This is a genomic window from Embleya sp. NPDC050493 (assembly GCF_044458105.1).
In the GTDB taxonomy this organism is placed as follows: Bacteria; Actinomycetota; Actinomycetes; order Streptomycetales; family Streptomycetaceae; genus Embleya.
Window position 1 is genome coordinate 197,329 of the sequence record NZ_JBITHP010000012.1, and the last position, 21,593, is coordinate 218,921.

Sequence of the window (21,593 nt, forward strand, 5' to 3'; positions counted from 1 at the left end):
GCGAACGAGGCGGAGATGGCGAACGAGAGCGGCACGGGAAACGACGACAAGCTGCTTCGGTACCTCAAGCGGGTGACCGCCGACCTGCAACAGACCAGGCAGCGGCTCCAAGAGGTGGAGGGCCAGGAGCACGAACCGATCGCGATCATCGGGATGAGCTGCCGCTTTCCCGGCGGCGTGCGCGATCCCGAGGGCCTGTGGCACCTGGTCTCACAGGGCCGGGACGCGATCACCACCTTCCCCACCGATCGCGGCTGGCCCCTCGGCGACCTGCACCACGACGACCCCGACCAAGCCGGCACGAGCTATGTCCGCGAAGGCGGATTCGTGCACGACGCCGGGGAGTTCGACGCCGCCTTCTTCGACATGTCGCCGCGCGAAGCGGTCGCGACCGACCCGCAGCAGCGCCTGGTGCTGGAGACGTCCTGGGAGGTCTTCGAGCGAGCCGGCATCGACCCGCACGCGATGCGCGGCACGCCGGTCGGGGTGTTCGCCGGTTCCGGCATCCAGGACTACGGCGACCTGTTGCTGCGCGCCCCGGAAGCCGCGGAGGCGTACATGTCCACGGCCGTCTCGCCCGCGGTCATCTCCGGCCGCGTGGCGTACTCGCTCGGCCTGGAGGGCCCCACGCTCACGGTGGACACGGCATGCTCCTCGTCGCTGGTCGCCCTGCATCTGGCCGCCCAGTCGCTGCGCCGACAGGAATGTACGCTCGCCCTCGCCGGCGGCGTCATGGTGATGGCGACACCGGCCCCGTTCGTCGCGTTCAGCCGCCAGCGCGGACTCGCGCCCGACGGCCGGTGCAAGGCGTTCTCCGATGACGCGGACGGCACGGGCTGGGCCGAGGGCGCGGGCATGCTGCTGCTCGAACGACTCTCCGACGCCCGCCGCAACGGACATCCCGTGCTGGCCGTGGTGCGGGGGAGCGCGATCAACCAGGACGGCGCCTCCAACGGCCTGACCGTGCCCAACGGTCCCGCGCAACAGCGCGTCATCCGACAGGCATTGGCCGACGCCGGCGTGCCGGCCGCGCAAGTCGACGCGGTCGAGGGACACGGGACGGGCACCACGCTCGGTGACCCGATCGAGGCGCAGGCGTTGTTGGCGACGTATGGGCAGGATCGGCCGGAGGGTCGGCCGTTGTGGTTGGGGTCGATCAAGTCGAACATCGGCCACGCGCAGGCCGCCGCGGGGGTCAGCGGCATCATCAAGATGGTCGAGGCGATGCGGCATGGCGTGCTGCCGCAGACGCTGCACGTCAGCGAGCCGTCGACGTATGTCGATTGGACGCAGGGGAACGTGCGGTTGTTGACCGAGTCCCGGCCTTGGCCGGAGAACGGGCATCCGCGTCGGGCGGGCATTTCTTCCTTTGGCGTGAGTGGGACCAACGCGCACGTGATCCTGGAGGAGGGCGAGCCCCTCGCCGTTGCGCAGGAGGAGCCGCAGTGGCCGGAGGGTGTTCCGGTGCCTTGGCTCTTGTCGGCCAAGAGCGAGGCGGCGTTGAGTGCGCAGGCCGCGCGGTTGGCGGCGCATGTGCGGGAGTTGCCCGAGCTTCGTCCGCTGGATGTCGGTTTCTCGTTGGCGAACTCGCGTGCGGTGTTGGCGCATCGTGCGGTGGTGGTTGCGGGTGATGTGGCCGGTGGGTTGTCGGTGGTTGCCGAGGGTGGTGTCGGGGCGGGCGTGGTGCGGGGTGTCGCCTCGGACGGGCCGGTTGCGTTCGTGTTCTCGGGTCAGGGTGCGCAGCGGGTCGGGATGGGTGTGGAGTTGTGTGGGGCGTTTCCGGTTTTCCGGGCGGCTTTCGATGAGGTCTGTGCTTTGTTCGATCCGCTGTTGGGTGGGTCGTTGCGGGATGTGGTGTGTTCCGGTGAGGGTCTGAACGAGACGGTGTTCACGCAGGCCGCGTTGTTCGCGGTGGAGGTGGCGCTGTTTCGGTTGGTGTCGTCGTGGGGTGTGCGGCCGGATTTCGTGGCGGGGCATTCGATCGGTGAGATCGCGGCGGCGCATGTGGCCGGGGTGTTCTCGTTGGGTGATGCGGTGCGGTTGGTGGCGGCGCGTGGGCGGTTGATGCAGGCGTTGCCGTCGGGTGGGGCGATGGTGGCGGTGCGCGCGAGTGAGGCCGAGGTGTTGCCGCTGTTGGGCGACGGCGTGGGGTTGGCCGCGATCAACGGACCCGACTCGGTGGTGCTTTCGGGTGTCGAGGACGCCGTGGAACGGGTGGCGGCGAAGTTCGCGGGTGAGGGTCGGCGGACGCGTCGGCTGGTGGTGTCGCACGCGTTCCACTCGGCGTTGATGGACCCGATGTTGGACGAGTTCCGGGCGGTGGCCGAGGGGCTGTCGTATGCGGCACCGTCCATCCCGGTCGTGTCGAACGTGACGGGTGAACTGGTCGATGCGACAGTCTCGGCGGAATATTGGGTCCGGCACGTGCGCGAGGCGGTGCGTTTCGCGGACGGTGTACGTGCCCTGACCGCGCGTGGTGTGACACGTTTCGTCGAACTCGGCCCGGACGGCGTCCTGTCCGCGATGGTGCGGGAGAACGTGCCCGAGGACGGCACCGTGGTGGTGCCGGCGCTGCGCAAGGGTCGTCCCGAGGCGGAGTCGTTGGTGTCCGCGCTGGCCGAGTTGCACGTGAACGGGGTCTTCGTCGACTGGGACGCGTTCTTCGCCGGCCACGGCGCCCGCCGCGTCGCGCTGCCGACCTACGCCTTCCAGCGGGAGCGCTACTGGGTCGAGCCCTCGATGCACGGCGGTGATGTCGCCTCCGCCGGTCTGGACTCGCCCGAACACCCCTTGCTGGGCGCGATGGTGCCCCTGCCGGAGTCCGACGGAGTCGTGTTCACGGGTCGGCTGTCGGTGGAGTCGCACCGCTGGTTGGCCGATCACGTGGTCGGCGGATCCGTGTTGTTCCCCGGTACCGGTCATGTGGAACTGGCCGTGCGTGCCGGTGACCAGGTCGGCTGCGGGCGGTTGGCGGAGCTGACCCTCCAGGCACCGCTGGTGTTGCCTGATCAGGGCCATGTGCAGGTAAGGGTGGTGGTCGATGCCGCCGATCGGTCGGGTGACCGACCGGTGCACGTGTACTCCCGTCGCACGGACACGCCCATATGGACGCGCCATGCCGCCGGCGTGTTGACGGCCGGGACCGGTCGAGGCGAGGAAGAACCCGCACAGTGGCCGCCGGTGGGTGCGGCGGTGGTCGATCTTGCCGATTTCTATCCGGAGTTGGCGGCGGCGGGGTTGGGTTACGGTCCGGTGTTCCAGGGTCTGCGTGCGGCGTGGCGGCTCGGTGACGAGGTGTTCGCCGAGGTGGAGTTGCCGGAGCGGGCTGGGGCCGATGCCGGGCGGTTCGGGTTGCATCCGGCGTTGCTGGACGCGGGTTTGCAGGCGATCGCGTTGTCCGGGGCTGCGGGCGAGCGGGCGGCGTTGCCGTTCTCGTGGTCCGGCGTGGAGTTGTACGCCTCCGGGGCCTCGGCACTGCGCGTACGGGTGACCCCGGTTCGCACGGGCGCGGTGTCCCTGCGGATCGCCGACGCGGTCGGTCGCCCGGTGGCGTCGGTGGACGAACTCGCGCTGCGGGAACTGTCCGAGGATGGTCCGGTCACGGCCGAGGGCCGCGATGCGCTGTACCGCCTCGACTGGATCCCCGTTGCCGCCACCACTCGTGTGGTGACCGCGCCGGCGTGGGACGAACTCGACTCGGGCGGGGTGGTACCGGAGGTTGTGGTGCTGCCCGTACCGGGTGGCTCGGGGCCGGAGGCCGTCCGTACGGCTTTGGACCGGGTCCTGGGCGTGGTGCAGTCGTGGCTGTCCGAAGACCGCTTCGCAGACGCCAGGTTGGTGGTCTTGACCCGCGGCGCGATGGCGTTGGAGGGGGAGGGCGTCACCGACCTCGCGGGTGCCGCCGTGTGGGGTCTGGTGCGATCGGCCCAGTCGGAGGAGCCGGGTCGGATCGTACTGGTCGACGGCGACCGGGCGGATGTGGGTCTGGCGCTGGACTCGGGCGAGCCGCAGGTCCTGGTGCGTGATGGAGTGGTGCGCGCGGCGCGCCTGGTCCGGGTCGCGGTGCCGGAGCAAGCCGAGCCGACCGACCGGTTCGGCGCGGACGGCGAGGTGTTGGTCACCGGCGGCACCGGTTCGTTGGGTGCCTTGTTCGCGCGTCATCTGGTGACTCGGCACGGCGTGCGCCGGCTGTTGCTCACGAGCCGGCGTGGTCCGGCGGCCGAGGGTGCGGCGGAGTTGGTCGCGGAGCTGTCGGAACTGGGCGCGGAGGCGGAGGTCGTGGCGTGTGACGTCGCCGATCGGGCCGCGCTGGCCCAGCTGTTGGCGGGTCGTACCCTGTCCGGTGTCGTGCACGCGGCGGGTGTCCTCGACGACGGCGTGATCTCCTCCCTCACCCCCGGGCGGATCGACGCGGTCATGCGCCCGAAGGCCGAAGCCGCGTGGAACCTGCATGAGTTGACCCGGGACATGGACCTCTCCGCGTTCGTCCTGTTCTCCTCGGCATCCGGTGTGATGGGTTCCCCCGGTCAGGGCAACTACGCGGCGGCGAACGCCTTCCTGGACGGCTTGGCCGCGCGACGTCGCGCCGACGGCCTGCCCGCGCTGTCACTGGCCTGGGGACTGTGGAACCAGACGGGTGGCATGAACGGAGCCATGTCGCAGGCGGATCTGTCCCGGATGGCGCAGGCCGGCGTACTGCCGCTGACCGCGGACCACGGACTCGCGCTGTTCGACACGGCCCTCGGCGAGACCGCCGTGCTCCCGATCGCCCTGAATCTCGCCGCGTTGCGCGCCCAGGGCGACTCGCTGCCGGAGTTGTACCGCGGCCTGGTCCCGGTGGCGCGCCGCAGTGCCGCGGGGGTTCGAGCCGATGCGGACACGCTGCGGCGACGGCTGGCGAGTCTGCCCGAGGCCGAGTGGCACGACGCACTGGTGCTGCTCGTGCGCACGCGTGCGGCCATGGTCCTCGGCCACGCCGGGCCCGAGGCGATCGCCCCGGATCGCGCCTTTCGCGACCTGGGCTTCGACTCGTTGGCCGGTGTCGAGTTGCGCAATGGGCTGCGCGAGGCAACCGGGCTGCGGCTGCCGACGACGCTGGTGTTCGACTACCCCAACTCGGTGGTACTGGCCGAGTTCCTGCTGGCGGAGGTCTCCGGCTCCGTCGACGACGGCCTGATCGCCGCCGCCGGGCCGGCGCTCGACGGCGATCCGATCGCCATCGTCGGGATGAGCTGCCGCTACCCGGGCGGCATCGAGTCGCCGGATGATCTGTGGCGGCTGGTCTTCGAAGGCCGGGACGCCGGCTCGGAGTTCCCGGTGAACCGAGGGTGGGACATCGAGCGCGTCTACGACCCGGAGGGGCTGCGGCCGGACACCAGCTACGTCAACCGGGGTGGCTTCCTGCACGAGGCGCCCTCGTTCGACCCCGGGTTCTTCGGGATCAGCCCGAACGAAGCGCTGATGATGGACCCGCAACAGCGCCTGCTCCTGGAAACCTCGTGGGAGGCGCTGGAGCACGCCGGCATCGATCCGGCCACCCTGCGAGGAAGCAGCACCGGCGTGTTCGCCGGGATGATGTACCACGACTACACGTACAACAGCAGCACGGGCGCGATCGCCTCCGGGCGGGTCTCCTATGTCCTGGGCCTCGAAGGCCCGGCGGTGACGGTGGACACCGCGTGCTCGTCCTCGCTGATCGCCCTGCACTTGGCCGTGCAGGCGCTGCGTTCCGGGGAGTGCTCCCTTGCATTGGCCGGCGGGGTCGCGGTGATGGCCACCCCGGAGACCTTCATCGAGTTCAGCCGACAGGGCGGCCTTTCGAGGGACGGCCGCTGCAAGTCGTTCGCGGCGGCGGCCGACGGCACCGGCTGGGGCGAGGGCGCGGGCATGCTGCTCGTCGAGCGGCTGTCGGACGCGCGCCGCAACGGTCACCGGGTGCTGGCCCTGGTCCGCGGCACCGCGATCAACCAGGACGGCGCGAGCAACGGCCTCACCGCGCCCAACGGCCCGGCGCAGCGCCGGGTGATCCGGCAGGCGTTGGCGAACGCCGGGCTGACCTATGCCGATGTGGACGCGGTGGAGGCGCACGGCACCGGTACGACGCTCGGCGATCCGATCGAGGCACAGGCGTTGTTGGCGACGTACGGACAGGATCGCCCCGAGGACCTGCCGCTGTGGCTGGGGTCGATCAAGTCGAACATGGGCCACACCCAGGCCGCCGCCGGCGTCGCCGGCATCATCAAGATGGTCGAGGCGATGCGGCACGGCGTACTGCCGCAGACCCTGCATGTAGACGAGCCGACGCCACAGGTCGACTGGTCGGCGGGCGACGTACGGTTGCTGACGCAGCCTCAGCCGTGGCCGGAGACCTCGCGGGCCCGGCGGGCGGGCATCTCGTCGTTCGGTATCAGCGGTACGAACGCGCACGTCATCCTGGAGCAGGCGCCGGCCGAGGTCGAAACGTCGGCGCGGGCCACACCTGCCGCACCGCCCGTCGTACCGCTCGTCGTCTCCGGGCGCGGACGCGAGGCGATGCGCGGGCAGGCGGCCCGGCTGAGCGAGTACCTGCGCGGGAGCGAGTGGACCCCGGTCGACGTGGGCCACGCGCTGCTGACATCGCGCGGCGCCTTCGAGCACCGTGGCGCGGTGGTCGGTACGGACCCGGCCGAACTCCTGTCCGCCCTCGCGGCATTGGCGGCGGGCGAACCTGCCGACAACGTCGTGCACGGCATTGCGGCGGGTGAGGCCAGGACGGTCTTCGTCTTCCCCGGCCAGGGATCGCAGTGGTCGGGTATGGCGCTCGAACTGTCGGCGGAAGTACCTGCTTTCGCCCAGCGCATGGATGAATGCGCCGCCGCGCTCGCACCGTTCGTCGACTGGGATCTGTTCGCGGTTCTACGCGGCGAGCCGGACGCGCCGACGCTGGAGCACGTGGACGTCGTACAGCCGGTGTTGTGGGCGGTGATGGTCTCGCTGGCCGAGGCGTGGCGGGCCTTCGGGGTCGAACCGGCCGCCGTGGTCGGTCACTCGCAGGGCGAGATCGCGGCGGCCTGTGTCGCGGGCGCGCTGACCCTCGAAGACGGTGCCCGCGTCGTCGCGTTGCGCAGCCGGATCATTCGCCGGAGCCTGGCCGGGCGGGGCGGGATGATGTCGGTCGCACTGTCCCGATCGCGGGCCCTGGAGCGGATCGAGGGTCGGGACGACCTACAGCTCGCGGTCGTGAACAGTCCGACCTCGGTGGTCGTCTGCGGGGCCCCGTACGCGCTGGCCGAGTTGCACGCGCAACTGGAGTCGGAGGGGGTCCGGGCCCGGATCATTCCGGTGGACTACGCGTCGCACTCGAAGTACGTGGAGGAGATCCGCGACGAACTCCTGCACACGTTGGCGGACGTGCGTCCGCGTACGGGATCGATCGCCTTCTACTCGACGGTGACCGGCGGACTCTTCGACACCTCGGGACTGGACGCCGAATACTGGTACACCAACCTGCGGAACACGGTCCGTTTCGAGGAGACCACCCGGGCGCTCCTGGCCGACGGCTTCGGCCTGTTCGTCGAGGCGAGCCCGCACCCGGGGCTGCTCGTGGGACTCGCGGACACCGTCGAGTCGGCCGGCGCGGCGGCGGCGACGGTGGGTTCGCTGCGGCGGGACGAGGGCGGGCTGCGCCGGTTCGTCACCTCGCTGTCGGAGGCGTACGTGCAGGGCGCCGGCGTGGATTGGCGGCCGTTGTTCGCCGAGGCCGCGCCGCGGCCGGTCGAACTGCCGACGTACGCGTTCCAGCGTGAGAGCTTCTGGCTTCGGCCGCCCGCCGACGCCGGCGGGATTGCCTCCGCCGGACTGGACGCGGCGGATCACCCGCTGCTCGGTGCCACCATGTCCGCGGCCGATTCGGATGGCGTGGTCCTGTCGGGACGGCTGTCCCTGGGCACCCAGACCTGGCTCGCCGAGCACGCGGTGGGCGGCACGGTGCTGCTGCCGGGGACGGCGTTCGTGGAATTCGCCACCCAGGCCGGCGACCGGGTGGGCTATGCGAACGTGGCGGAGCTGACCCTGGAGACGCCGTTGCTCCTGCCCGAACGGGGTGCGGTCCGCGTACAGGTGGTCCTGGGCGCGGCCGAGGAGTCCGGTGTGCGGCCGCTCGGGGTGTACTCGCGGGACGAGTCCGCCGCCGCGGACCTGGACTGGACGCGGCACGCGACCGGTCTGCTGACGGCGAGCGCGCCGCCGCCGGCGTTCGACCTCACGGCGTGGCCGCCGGCCGGCGCGACCGCGATCGACCTGGCCGGCTTCTACTCGGAGGCGGCCGAGAGCGGGCTCGGCTACGGGCCGGTGTTCCAGGGCCTGCGGGCGGCCTGGCGGCACGGCGACGACGTGTACGCCGAGGTCGCGCTGCCCGAGTCGGCGCACGCGGACGCGGAACGTTTCGGTCTGCACCCGGCCCTGCTGGACGCCGCGTTGCACGCGATCGGGCTGACCGACGGCTTGCCGACCGGGCCTTCGCTGCCGTTCGCCTGGTCGCAGGTGGCACTGTACGCGGCGGGTGCCTCGGCGCTGCGGGTGCGAGTGTGGGCCGCGGCCGACGGTGGGGTCGCCCTGGCGATCGCCGACGTGAGCGGCCGGCCGGTGGCCGCCGTCGAGTCGTTGGCGCTGCGGCCGGTGCCGGTCGGGCCGCCGGCCGCGGGGCGGTCCGTGCTGCGCGATGCACTGTTCCGGGTGGAGTGGCCGGTGGTTTCCGGCACGGCCGAGGTGACCGGGGACTTCGTGGAGTGGGACGCGTTGGCGCCCGACGGCGTGGTTCCCGCGTGCGTGGTGCTGCGCTGCGGCGGTGGGCGTGATGCCGCCGCCGTGCATGCGGAGACGCACCGGGTGTTGCGGATCGCGCAATCGTGGTCGATGGACGAGCGGTACGCGCACGCGACGTTGCTGGTGGTGACGCGTGGTGCGATGGCCCTGCCGGGCGAGGACGTCACCGATCTGGCCGGTGCGGCGGTGTGGGGTCTGATGCGATCGGCCCAGTCGGAGGAGCCGGGGCGGATCGTGCTGGCGGATCTGGATGGTCGAGACGACGACCTCCTGGTGGCGTTGGCGTCGGGCGAACCGCAGGTCGTGGTGCGTGAGGGCGTGGCGCATGCGGCGCGGTTGGCGCGGGTGCCGATCGGGGAGACCCCGGACGCGTTCGGTTCGGATGCCACCGTGCTGATCACCGGTGGTACCGGCACGCTGGGCGCCCTGTTCGCGCGGCATCTGGTCACGCGGTACGGCGTGCGTCGACTGTTGCTGACGAGTCGGCGTGGCGTGGCGGCCGACGGTGCGGCGGAGTTGATCGAGGAGTTGTCCGGCCTGGGCGCCACGGCGGAGGTGGTGGCGTGTGATGTCGCTGATCGTGAGGCGCTGGCGGAGTTGCTGGCAGGTCGTTCGCTGACCGGCGTCGTGCACGCGGCGGGCGTCCTGGACGACGGACTGTTGGCTTCCCTCACTCCCGAGCGGATGGACACGGTGCTGCGTCCGAAGGTGGACGCGGCCTGGAATCTGCACGAGTTGACGCGGGACATGGACCTGTCGGCGTTCGTCCTGTTCTCGTCCGCCGGTGGCGTTCTCGGCGCCCCCGGCCAGGGCAACTACGCGGCGGCGAACACGTACCTGGACGCCCTGGCCACCCATCGGCGGGCGCACGGGCTGCCCGCCACGTCGTTGGCCTGGGGCCTGTGGGATCAGGCGAGCGGGATGACCGGGACGCTGGACTCGACCGATCGGGCCCGGATCTCCCGGGGCGGCGTGCTGCCGCTCGCAACCGAGGACGGGCTGACGCTGTTCGACGCCGGCGCCGGGCTCCCCGACGCCGCGCTCGTGCCGATCCGGCTCGACCCACGTGCGCTGGGCGTAGGCGAGGCGGTTCCGCCGATCCTGCGCGGCCTGGTCCGCGGTGTGGCGCGCCGCACGGTCGAGGCCACCGCCCTGTGGGCGGACGGCCTCCGGGACCGGCTGGCGCGGTTGCCCCACCCGGAGCAGGAGGCTCTGCTGCTCGACATGGTGCGCGCGCAGGCCGCGTCGATCCTCGGGCACGCCGGACCCGAGGCGATCGAGCCCGAACGGGCGTTCCGCGACCTGGGCTTCGACTCGCTGGCCGCGGTCGGCTTCCGAAACAGGCTGAACGAGGCCACCGAACTCCGGCTTCCGGCGACGCTGGTATTCGACCACCCGACGCCGATTGTGCTTGCGCGGTATCTGGCGGCCGAACTCTCCGGTCGGCTCGACGAACGGGAGGCGGCGCCGGCGGCCGGGTCGGTGCGCGCGACCGACGACCCGATCGTGATCGTCGGCATGGCCTGCCGCTATCCGGGCGGCGTGCGCTCGCCGGAGGACCTGTGGCAGGTGCTGGCCGAGGGACGGGACACCATCTCCGAGTTCCCCGCGGATCGCGGCTGGGACCTCGGCCGGCTCTTCGATCCGCAGGCCGAACGCGTCGACTCGGTGTATGTGAAGGAGGGCGGATTCCTCTACGACGCGGCGGAGTTCGACGCCGACTTCTTCGGGATCAGTCCGAACGAAGCGTCGACGATGGACCCGCAGCAGCGGCTGCTGCTGGAAACCTCGTGGGAGGTGTTGGAACGCGCCGGCATCGATCCGGCCACCCTGCGCGGCAGTAGCACCGGTGTGTTCACCGGGATGATGCACCACGACTACGCCTACAGCAGCAACTCGGGTGCCATCGCCTCCGGTCGCGTCTCATACGTCCTGGGCCTGGAGGGCCCGGCGGTGACGGTGGACACGGCGTGCTCGTCATCGCTGGTCGCGCTGCACTGGGCGATCCAGGCGCTGCAGTCGGGGGAGTGCACGCTGGCGTTGGTCGGCGGCGTGACGGTGATGGCCTCACCGGACACGTTCGTCTACTTCAGCGCCCAGCAGGGGCTTTCCAGGGATGGGCGGTGCAAGTCCTTCGCCGGCGGTGCCGACGGCACGGCGCTGGGCGAGGGCGTGGGAATGCTTCTGGTGGAGCGGCTGTCGGATGCTCGGCGCAATGGGCATCAGGTGCTCGCCGTGGTGGCCGGCTCGGCGGTGAATCAGGATGGGGCATCGAACGGCTTGACCGCGCCCAATGGCCCGGCGCAGCGTCGGGTGATTCGGCAGGCGTTGCGAAGTGCCGGGTTGGTCGCGGCCGATGTGGATGTGGTGGAGGCGCACGGGACGGGCACCACCCTCGGTGATCCGATCGAGGCGCAGGCGTTGTTGGCGACGTATGGGCAGGATCGGCCGGAGGGTCGGCCGTTGTGGTTGGGGTCGATCAAGTCGAACATCGGGCATGCGCAGGCCGCCGCGGGTGTGGCGGGGGTGATCAAGATGGTGGAGGCGATGCGGCACGGCGTGTTGCCGATGACGTTGCATGTGGACGAGCCGACGCCGGAGGTGGATTGGTCCGCCGGTGCGGTTGCGTTGTTGACGGAGTCGCGGGCGTGGCCGGAGGTGGGTCGGCCGCGGCGGGCGGCGGTGTCGTCGTTCGGGATCAGCGGCACGAACGCGCACGTGATCCTGGAACAGGTCGAGAGCATCACGGCCCCGCTGCCGGCGGACGACGAGGTCGTATCGCCGACCGTGTGGGCCCTGTCGGCCAAGAGCGGGCCGGCACTGCGGGCTCAGGCCGAGCGGTTGACGTCATATGTGCGGGGACGTCCCGAGCTTCGTCCATGGGATGTCGGGTTTTCGTTGGCGACGTCGCGTGCGGTCTTCGAGCATCGTGCGGTGGTGTCGGGGACGGATCGGGACGGGTTGCTCCGGGGTTTGGCGGCGGTGGCCGAGGGTTCGTCGGTGGGCGCGGTGCGTTCCGGGGGGACCGCGTTCGTGTTCTCGGGTCAGGGTGCGCAGCGGGTCGGGATGGGTGTGGAGTTGTGTGGGGCGTTTCCGGTTTTCCGGGCGGCTTTCGATGAGGTTTGTGGTTTGTTCGATCCGTTGTTGGGTGGGTCGTTGTGGGGTGTGGTGTGTTCGGGTGAGGGTTTGAACGAGACGGTGTTCACGCAGGCTGCGTTGTTCGCGGTGGAGGTGGCGCTGTTTCGGTTGGTGTCGTCGTGGGGTGTGCGGCCGGATTTCGTGGCGGGGCATTCGATCGGTGAGATTGCGGCGGCGCATGTGGCCGGGGTGTTCTCGTTGGGTGATGCGGTGCGGTTGGTGGCGGCGCGTGGGCGGTTGATGCAGGCGTTGCCGTCGGGTGGGGCGATGGTGGCGGTGCGGGCGAGTGAGGCCGAGGTGTTGCCGCTGTTGGGCGACGGCGTGGGGTTGGCCGCGATCAACGGCCCCGACTCGGTGGTGCTTTCGGGCGCCGAGGACGCCGTCGCCGCCGTGGCGGCGAAGTTCGCGGGTGAGGGTCGGCGGACGCGTCGGCTGGTGGTGTCGCATGCGTTCCACTCGGAGTTGATGGACCCGATGTTGGACGAGTTCCGGGCGGTGGCCGAGGGGTTGTCGTATGCGGCGCCGTCCATTCCGGTGGTGTCGAATGTGACGGGTGAACTGTTCGATGGGCCGGTGTCGGCGGATTATTGGGTTCGGCATGTGCGTGAGGCGGTGCGTTTCGCGGACGGGGTGGCATTCCTGCGGTCGCGCGGGGTCTCCCGGTTTGTCGAACTCGGCCCGGACGGCGTGTTGTCGGCGATGGTGCGCGGGTGCGTCGCAGACGACGATGTCGTCGTGGTCCCCGCGCTGCGCAAGGACCGGCCCGAGGTGACGACCCTGCTGTCGGCCGTGGGTGAGTTGCACGTGAGCGGCGCGCCGGTGGATTGGGACGCGTTCTTCGCCGGCCACGGCGCCCGCCGCGTCGCACTGCCGACCTACGCCTTCCAACGGGAGCGTTACTGGTTGGAGGCCCCGGCCGGGGGTGATGCCGCTTCGATGGGCCTGGGTTCGCCCGAACACCCGCTCCTGGGCGCGATGGTTCCCCTGCCCGAGTCCGACGGCGTCGTGTTCACGGGCCGACTCTCGGTGGGCACGCATGCCTGGCTTGCCGATCACCAGGTCGGCGGGGTGGTGCTGTTGCCGGGTGCGGCGATGGTGGAGCTGGCCGTGCGTGCGGGCGACCAGGTCGGCTGTGGCCGGGTGGAGGAGCTGACGCTCCAGGCCCCGCTGGTGCTGTCGGAGCAGGAGGCGGTGCAGCTCCAGGTGGTGGTCGGCGGTGCCGACGAGACCGGACGACGTGCGCTCACCGTGTACTCGCACCCCGACCAGACGTCGGAAACCACCTGGACGCGGAACGCCACGGGCGTGCTGTCGGCCGCCGAGCACGAGGAGCCTTCCTTCGGACCGACCTCCTGGCCGCCGATGGGTGCGGCGGTGGTCGATCTTGCCGATTTCTATCCGGAGTTGGCGGCGGCGGGGTTGGGTTACGGTCCGGTGTTCCAGGGTCTGCGTGCGGCGTGGCGGCTCGGTGACGAGGTGTTCGCCGAGGTGGAGTTGCCGGAGCGGGCGGGGGCCGATGCCGGGCGGTTCGGGTTGCATCCGGCGTTGCTGGACGCGGGGTTGCAGGCGATCGCGTTGTCGGGGGCTGCGGGCGAGCGGGCGGCGTTGCCGTTCTCGTGGTCCGGCGTGGAGCTGTACGCCTCCGGGGCCTCGGCACTGCGCGTACGGGTGACCCCGGTTCGCACGGGCGCGGTGTCCCTGCGGCTCGCGGACGCGGCCGGGTTGCCCGTGGCGTCGGTTGCGTCGCTGACTCTGCGCGAGGTCGCAGCGGAGGGACTCGCCACCGCGTCGCGTCACCACGACGCGCTGCATCAGCTGACCTGGACCAAGGTCGCTTCCGAGCCTCGCGACGCTCACGTGGTCGGGTGGGACGAGCTCGACTCCGGCGGGGTCGTTCCGGAGGTGGTGGTGCTGCCCGTGTCGGGTGGTTCGGGGCCTGCCGTCGTCCGTGCCGCCCTGCTTCGGGTCCTGGACGCAGTGCAGTCGTGGTCGACGCAAGAGCGGTTCGCGGACGCGACGTTGGTGGTGGTGACGCGCGGCGCGGTGGCGTTGGAGGGGGAGGACGTCACCGATCTCGCCGGTGCCGCGGTCTGGGGACTGGTGCGATCGGCCCAGTCGGAGGAGCCGGGGAGGTTCGTGCTCGCGGACTTCGACGAAAGTGCCGACGTCGACGCTCTCGCCGTCGTGGGATCCGGCGAGTCGCAGGTCGTCGTGCGCGGCGGTGTGGCACACGCGGCGCGGTTGGTGCGGGTGCCGGTCGCGGAAGTCCCGCACGCCACCGTGCCGTTCGATCCGGATGGCGAGGTGTTGATCACCGGTGGCACCGGCACCTTGGGTGCCCTGTTCGCACGGCATCTGGTCACGCGATACGGGGTGCGCCGGCTGTTGCTGACCAGTCGGCACGGCTTGGCGGCCGAGGGGGCGGCGGAGTTGGTCGCGGAACTGTCGGAGCTGGGCGCCGAGGCGGAGGTCGTGGCGTGTGACGTCGCCGATCGGGCCGCGGTCGTCGAGCTGTTGGCCGGTCGTTCGCTCACCGGTGTCGTGCACGCGGCGGGGGTCCTGGACGACGGGGTGATCTCCTCGCTGACTCCCGAGCGCCTGGACACCGTCTTGCGTCCGAAGGCGGACGCGGCCTGGCACCTGCACGAGTTGACGCGGGACATGGACCTCTCCGCGTTCGTCCTGTTCTCCTCGGCGGCGGGTGTGCTGGGTGGTGCCGGACAGGGCAACTACGCGGCGGCGAACGCCTTCCTGGACGGTTTGGCCGTGCATCGTCGGGCGGGTGGGCGGCAGGCATTGTCGTTGGCCTGGGGACTGTGGGACGCCGACGGGGGGATGACAGGTTCCCTGGCCGCCGATGATCGGGCGCGGCTCGCACGTGGCGGTGTGCTGCCGCTGTCCGTGGCGGAGGGCCTCGCGCTCTTCGACGCCGCGACCACACTCGACCGAGCCGCCCTGGCACCGGTTCGGTTCGACCCGGACACGCTGTCGAGCACGGAACTGCCGAGCCTGCTACGCGGTCTCGGGCGCAGCGGCCCGTCGCGGCGTTCGGTTATGGTGCGTTCGGACGCGGGAGCTACGCTGCGTCGGCGTCTGGACGGGTTGTCGGCGGCCGAACGCCACAATGCCCTGCTGGACGTCGTCCGCGGTCAGGCGGCGGCGACTCTGGGCCATGCCGACGCGGAGGCGATCGAACCCGAGCGGGCGTTTGCCGAGTTGGGCTTCGACTCGCTCTCCGCGGTGGAGTTCCGTAACGGCTTGAACGCGGCCACCGGCCTGCGGCTTCCGTCGACGCTCGTCTTCGATTACGCGAACCCGCTCGTATTGGCCGAGCACATCGGGACCGAACTCGCGCCCGACCCGGAGGCCGACGCCGAATTCGCGGCCGGTCGGGACCGGTTCCACGATGCTCTGCGGAACATCCCGCTCCAGCGACTTCGCGATGCCGGCCTGCTGGATCGGCTGTTGGAGCTCGCCGGAGTCGCCGACCCGGGGCTCGGGTTCGACACCGGTGGCTCGGCGGACAAGGAGTCCATCGACGAGATGGATGCCGAGAGCTTGATCAGCATGGCACTCGAGGGCTTCGGCCCCGACGACGCGATTCAGGAAGCGTGATTCGGCGATGAGCAGTTCCGACGCGAGGCTGGTCGCGGCGCTTCGCGCGTCGCTCAAGGAAACCGAGTTGTTGCGCACTCGCAACCAGGAACTCGTGGCGACGATCCGCGAACCGATCGCGATCGTCGGCATGTCCTGCCGCTTTCCCGGGGGTGTCACCTCGCCGGAAAGTCTTTGGCAACTGGTCGCCGAAGGACGGGACGGGGTCACCGAGTGTCCGACCGACCGCGGCTGGGACATCGAGCGGATCTATGACCCGGAAGGTCTGCGGCCGAATACGACGTATGTGAAGGAAGGCGGATTCCTGCACAGCGCAGGGGAGTTCGACTCGGCCTTCTTCGGCATCGGTCCCAACGAGGCGCTGCTGATGGACCCGCAACAGCGGCTTCTGCTGGAAACCGCGTGGGAGTCACTGGAACGAGCGGGCATCGACCCGGCCTCGTTGCGCGGGAGCCGTACGGGCGTGTTCGCCGGGATGATGTACCACGACTACGCGCACAACAGCAGTGCCGGTGCCATCGCGTCCGGTCGAGTCGCGTACAGCCTGGGGTTCGAGGGACCGGCGGTCACCGTCGACTCCGCGTGTTCGTCGTCGCTCGTCGCGCTGCATCTGGCCGCGCAGGCGCTGCGGGCGGGGGAGTGCTCGCTCGCGCTGGCGGGCGGTGTCGCGGTGATGGCGACCCCCGAGACCTACATCGACTTCAGCGCGCAGCGGGGGCTGTCTCCCGATGGTCGGTGTCGGTCGTTCGCGGCGGCGGCGGATGGTACGGGGTGGGCGGAGGGGGTCGGTTGGCTGCTGGTCGAGCGGCTGTCCGACGCTCGCCGCAACGGGCACCGGGTGTTGGCGACGGTACGGGGTTCGGCGGTGAATCAGGACGGGGCATCGAACGGCTTGACCGCGCCCAATGGTCCGGCGCAGCAGCGGGTGATTCGGCAGGCGTTGATGAATGCCGGACTGGTGTCGGGCGATGTGGACGTCGTGGAGGCGCACGGCACCGGTACGAGGCTCGGTGATCCGATCGAGGCGCAGGCGTTGTTGGCGACGTATGGGCAGGATCGGCCGGAGGGTCGGCCGTTGTGGTTGGGGTCGATCAAGTCGAACATCGGGCATGCGCAGGCCGCCGCGGGTGTGGCGGGGATCATCAAGATGGTGGAGGCGATGCGCCATGGCGTGTTGCCGATGACGTTGCATGTGGACGAGCCGACACCGGAGGTGGATTGGTCCGCCGGCGCGGTGGAGTTGCTGACCGAGTCGCGGGCGTGGCCCGAGGTGGGTCGGCCGCGTCGGGCGGCGGTGTCGTCGTTCGGGATCAGCGGCACGAACGCGCACGTGATCCTGGAGGAAGGCGAGGTCGAGCCCGATCTCGGGCCGGACGACGGGGTCCCGGCGTGGCCCGATGATGTCCCGGTGCCGTGGGTGCTGTCCGGGCGCAGCCCGGATGCGTTGCGCGAACAGGCGAAGTCGCTGCGCTCGTACCTGGACGACGCTCGGCCGCGCGCGCTCGATGTCGGTTTTTCGTTGGCGACGTCGCGTGCGGTCTTCGAGCATCGTGCGGTGGTGTCGGGGACGGATCGGGACGGGTTGTTGCGGGGTTTGGCGGCGGTGGCCGAGGGTTCGTCGGTGGGTGCGGTGCGTTCCGGGGGGACCGCGTTCGTGTTCTCGGGTCAGGGTGCGCAGCGGGTCGGGATGGGTGTGGAGTTGTGTGGGGCGTTTCCGGTTTTCCGGGCGGCTTTCGATGAGGTTTGTGGTTTGTTCGATCCGTTGTTGGGTGGGTCGTTGTGGGGTGTGGTGTGTTCGGGTGAGGGTCTGAACGAGACGGTGTTCACGCAGGCTGCGTTGTTCGCGGTGGAGGTGGCGCTGTTTCGGTTGGTGTCGTCGTGGGGTGTGCGGCCGGATTTCGTGGCGGGGCATTCGATCGGTGAGATTGCGGCGGCGCATGTGGCCGGGGTGTTCTCGTTGGGTGATGCGGTGCGGTTGGTGGCGGCGCGTGGGCGGTTGATGCAGGCGTTGCCGTCGGGTGGGGCGATGGTGGCGGTGCGGGCGAGTGAGGCCGAGGTCGGACCCTTCCTGGGTGACGGGGTGGGGTTGGCGGCGATCAACGGCCCGGACTCGGTGGTGCTTTCGGGTGTCGAGGATGCCGTGGAACGGGTGGCGGCGAAGTTCGCGGGTGAGGGTCGGCGGACGCGTCGGCTGGTGGTGTCGCACGCGTTCCACTCGGCGTTGATGGACCCGATGTTGGACGAGTTCCGGGCGGTGGCCGAGGGATTGTCGTATGCGGCGCCGTCCGTCCCGGTCGTGTCGAACGTGACGGGTGAGCCGTTCGATGGGCCGGTGTCGGCGGATTATTGGGTTCGGCATGTGCGCGAGGCGGTGCGTTTCGCGGACGGTGTACGTGCCCTGACCGTGCGTGGTGTGACGCGTTTCGTCGAACTCGGCCCGGACGGCGTCCTGTCCGCGATGGTGCGGGAGAACGTGCCCGAGGACGGCACCGTGGTGGTGCCGGTGTTGCGCAAGGGTCGTCCCGAGGCGCAGTCCCTGGTCGCGGCGCTGGGCGAGCTGCACGTGAGCGGCGCGCCGATGGACTGGGACGCGTTCTTCGCCGGCCACGGCGCCCGTCGCGTGGAGTTGCCGACGTACGCCTTCCAACGCAGGCACTACTGGCTGGATGCCCCGAACGCGGCAGACCCCGCGTCCATGGGCCTCGGCTCACCCGAACACCCGCTCCTGGGCGCGATGGTTCCCCTGCCCGAGTCCGACGGCGTCGTGTTCACGGGCCGACTCTCGGTGCACACGCATGCCTGGCTTGCCGATCACCAGGTCGGCGGAGTGGTGCTGCTGCCGGGTGCGGCGATGGTGGAGCTGGCCGTTCGTGCCGGCGACCAGGTCGGCTGTGGGCGGGTGGCGGAGCTGACGCTCCAGGCCCCATTGGTGCTGCCCGACGAAGGCCCGGTGCAGCTTCAGGTGGTGGTCGGCGGCCCCGACGAGACGGGTCGACGCGCGCTCACCGTGTACTCGCGTCCCGACGACTCCCTGGACGGCCCCTGGACCACGAACGCGTCCGGCCTCCTGGAGGAAGGCGCCGGTCGGGACGACAGTCCGGACGACTTGACCGCATGGCCTCCGCCGGGAGCGGTGCCGATCGACGTGGACGGGCTGTACGACGCGTTGGCGGACGCCGGGCTCGGCTACGGCCCGGTGTTCCAGGGGCTCGGGGCCGCCTGGCGACGCGGGGACGAGGTGTTCGCCGACGTCGTCCTCCCCGAACCGGCGCATGGCGACGCCGACCGCTTCGGCCTGCACCCCGCGGCGCTGGACGCGAGCCTGCACGCGGTGACGCTGACCTCGGCGGTCGGTGAGCGGGCGGCGTTGCCGTTCTCGTGGTCCGGCGTGGAGCTGTACGCCTCCGGGGCCTCGGCGCTGCGCGTACGGGTGACCCCGGTTCGTCCGGGTGAGGTGTCTCTGGAGATCGCGGACGCGGCAGGCTTGCCGGTGGCGTCGGTTGCCTCGCTGACCCTGCGCGAGATCACCACCGGGGGAGTGCTCCCCACTGGATTTCACGAGTCGCTGTACCGGATCGACTGGCGGCAGGTCCCCGCTACGGCGGGGGTGTCCGGCGAGGTGGTCGAGTGGGAGGCGTTGACGCCCGAAGGTGCGGTGCCGCCGGTTGTCGTCGTGCGCTTCGCCGGGGGATGTACGGCCGATGCCGTACGCGCGGAAGTGCGTCGAGCCTTGCACGTGGTCCAGTCGTGGTTGTCCCAGGACCGCTTCGCGGATGCCACGTTGGTGGTGTTGACGCACGGCGCGATGGCGCTGGAGGAAGAGGCCGTTACCGATCTCGCGGGTGCCGCGGTCTGGGGCCTGGTGCGATCGGCCCAGTCCGAGGAGCCGGGTCGGATCGTGCTGCTCGATGGCGACCGGGCGGATGTCGCGCTCGCGCTGGACTCGGGTGAGTCGCAGGTCGTGATCCGTGCCGGCGTGGTGCACGCGGCCCGTCTTGCCCGCGTCGCGATGGCCGAACAGGCGGCGACGACAACCCTGTTCGACTCGGACGGCGAAGTACTGATCACCGGTGGCACCGGCACCCTGGGCGCTCTGTTCGCGCGACACCTGGTGACCCGGTACGGCGTCCGTCGCCTGGTGCTCACGAGCCGCCGCGGCCCGGCGGCCGAGGGGGCGGCGGAGTTGGTCGTCGAGCTGTCCGAACTGGGCGCCCAGGTGGAGGTCGTGGCCTGTGACGCCGCCGACCGCGACGCGCTGGCAGCGCTGTTGGCGGGTCGCACCCTGTCCGGTGTCGTGCATACGGCGGGGGTCCTGGACGACGGCGTGATCTCCTCCCTGACTCCCGAGCGCCTCGACGCGGTCCTTCGCCCGAAGGTCGACGCGGCCTGGAACCTGCACGAGTTGACCCGGGGCATGCAGCTCTCGGCATTCGTCCTGTTCTCCTCGGCGGCAGGTGTGCTGGGCGGCGCGGGACAGGCCAACTACGCATCGGCAAACGCCTTCCTGGACGCCTTGGCCGCCCGCCGCCGGGGCGCCGGGTTGCCTGCGCTCTCGCTGGCCTGGGGCCTGTGGGACACCGACGGCGGCATGACGGGCTCCCTGGCCGCCGACGACCGCGCACGCCTCGCGCGCGGTGGGGTCCTGCCGCTGTCCGTGGCGGAGGGGCTCGCGCTCTTCGACACCGCCGCAACTCTCGACCAGGCAACCGTGGCCCCCATTCGCCTGGATGTCGCCAACCTTGCCGACGTCCCCGAGTTGCTTCGCGGCCTCGTCCCTGCGACCCGGCGCCGGACGGCGGCCCGGCATCGGACCGATCCCCGCTCGCTGCGCCGGCGCCTGGACCGGCTCTCGGAGACCGAACAGGAGCGCGAGACGCGGAACCTGGTGCTGGTCCACGCCGCACAGGTGCTCGGATACGACGACCCCACGGCGGTGGACCCGGACCGGACCTTCCTGGAGACCGGCTTCGACTCGCTCGGCGCGACGCAACTGCGCGCCGCCCTCAATGCCGCGACGGGTTTGCGACTGCCCGCGATGGTGGTCTTCGACAGCAAGACCCCCGCCGAACTCGCCCGGCTCGTCCGGACCGAGCTGGCCGCGAGCCCGGAAGTCGGCGATCCGCAGGGATCGACGAGCAACGATGCCGGCTCGGCGGACACGCTGACCGCGTTGTTCCGGGCGGGCGTCGAGACAGGCGACATCCCCAGGACGTTCACGATGTTGCGGGCGATCGCCGACATCCGACCGCAGTTCCGCGCACATACCGAACTCGAACGGCTCCCGGAGCCCGCCGGCCTCGCCGACGGGACGAGCGGAACACGACTGATCTGCGTGTCGACCCCGATGGTCGCCGGGGGCGTGCATCAACACGCCCGCCTGGCCGCGCACTTCCGAGGCATCAGGCCGGTACGGGCCTTGCCGCTGGTCGGCTTCGCCCGGGGGGAACTGCTGCCCGCCACAGCCGCCGCAGCCGCGCAGGTGGTCGCGGAGAGCGTCCTCCAAGCGGCCGAAGGCGAGCCGTTCGTCCTGGTCGGGTATTCCTCCGGCGGCGTCCTGGCCTATGCGGCGGCACACCACCTGGAGCAGGCGCTGGGCATTCGACCCGCGGGCGTCGTCCTGTTGGACTCGTACGCCGTCGTGGACAACGAGATGCCGGAGGGCTTCGAGCACATGACGTACCGAATGCTGGCGATGGAGGAGGCCTTCGGCCCGTACGACAGTGCCCAACTCTCGGCCATGGCCCGCTACTTCCACCTGCTGCCGGATTTCACCCGGGAAAGCGTCGGCGCACCCGTCCTGTTCGTCGGCGCCGGGAAGTCCTTCAAGCCGGAGACCGGGGACGTCGTGCGGGACGGCGAATTCCTCCGAGCCCGACCCTGGGACGCCGCACACACCTTGCGGCTCTCGCCGGGAAACCACTTCGGACTGGTCGAGGAGGACGCGGAATCGACCGCGCGGATCATCGAGGACTGGTTGGCGGAAGTCGGCGCGGACTCGGCTCCCACCGACCGGCGCTTGTAGGGGTCGTCGCCCCAGC

The 21,593-nt window shown here is 70.8% G+C and carries 2 protein-coding genes; both read left to right on the forward strand.

Annotation, left to right across the window (positions count from 1 at the left end):
• Positions 1 to 15: 15 nt before the first annotated feature.
• Entirely contained in the window at positions 16 to 15,555 is a 15,540-nt protein-coding gene (locus tag ACIBM5_RS23870) for an SDR family NAD(P)-dependent oxidoreductase (RefSeq protein WP_396008665.1), read from the forward strand.
• 28 nt (positions 15,556 to 15,583) lie between these two features.
• Entirely contained in the window at positions 15,584 to 21,577 is a 5,994-nt protein-coding gene (locus ACIBM5_RS23875; protein ID WP_396008708.1) for a type I polyketide synthase, read from the forward strand.
• Positions 21,578 to 21,593 lie beyond the last annotated feature (16 nt).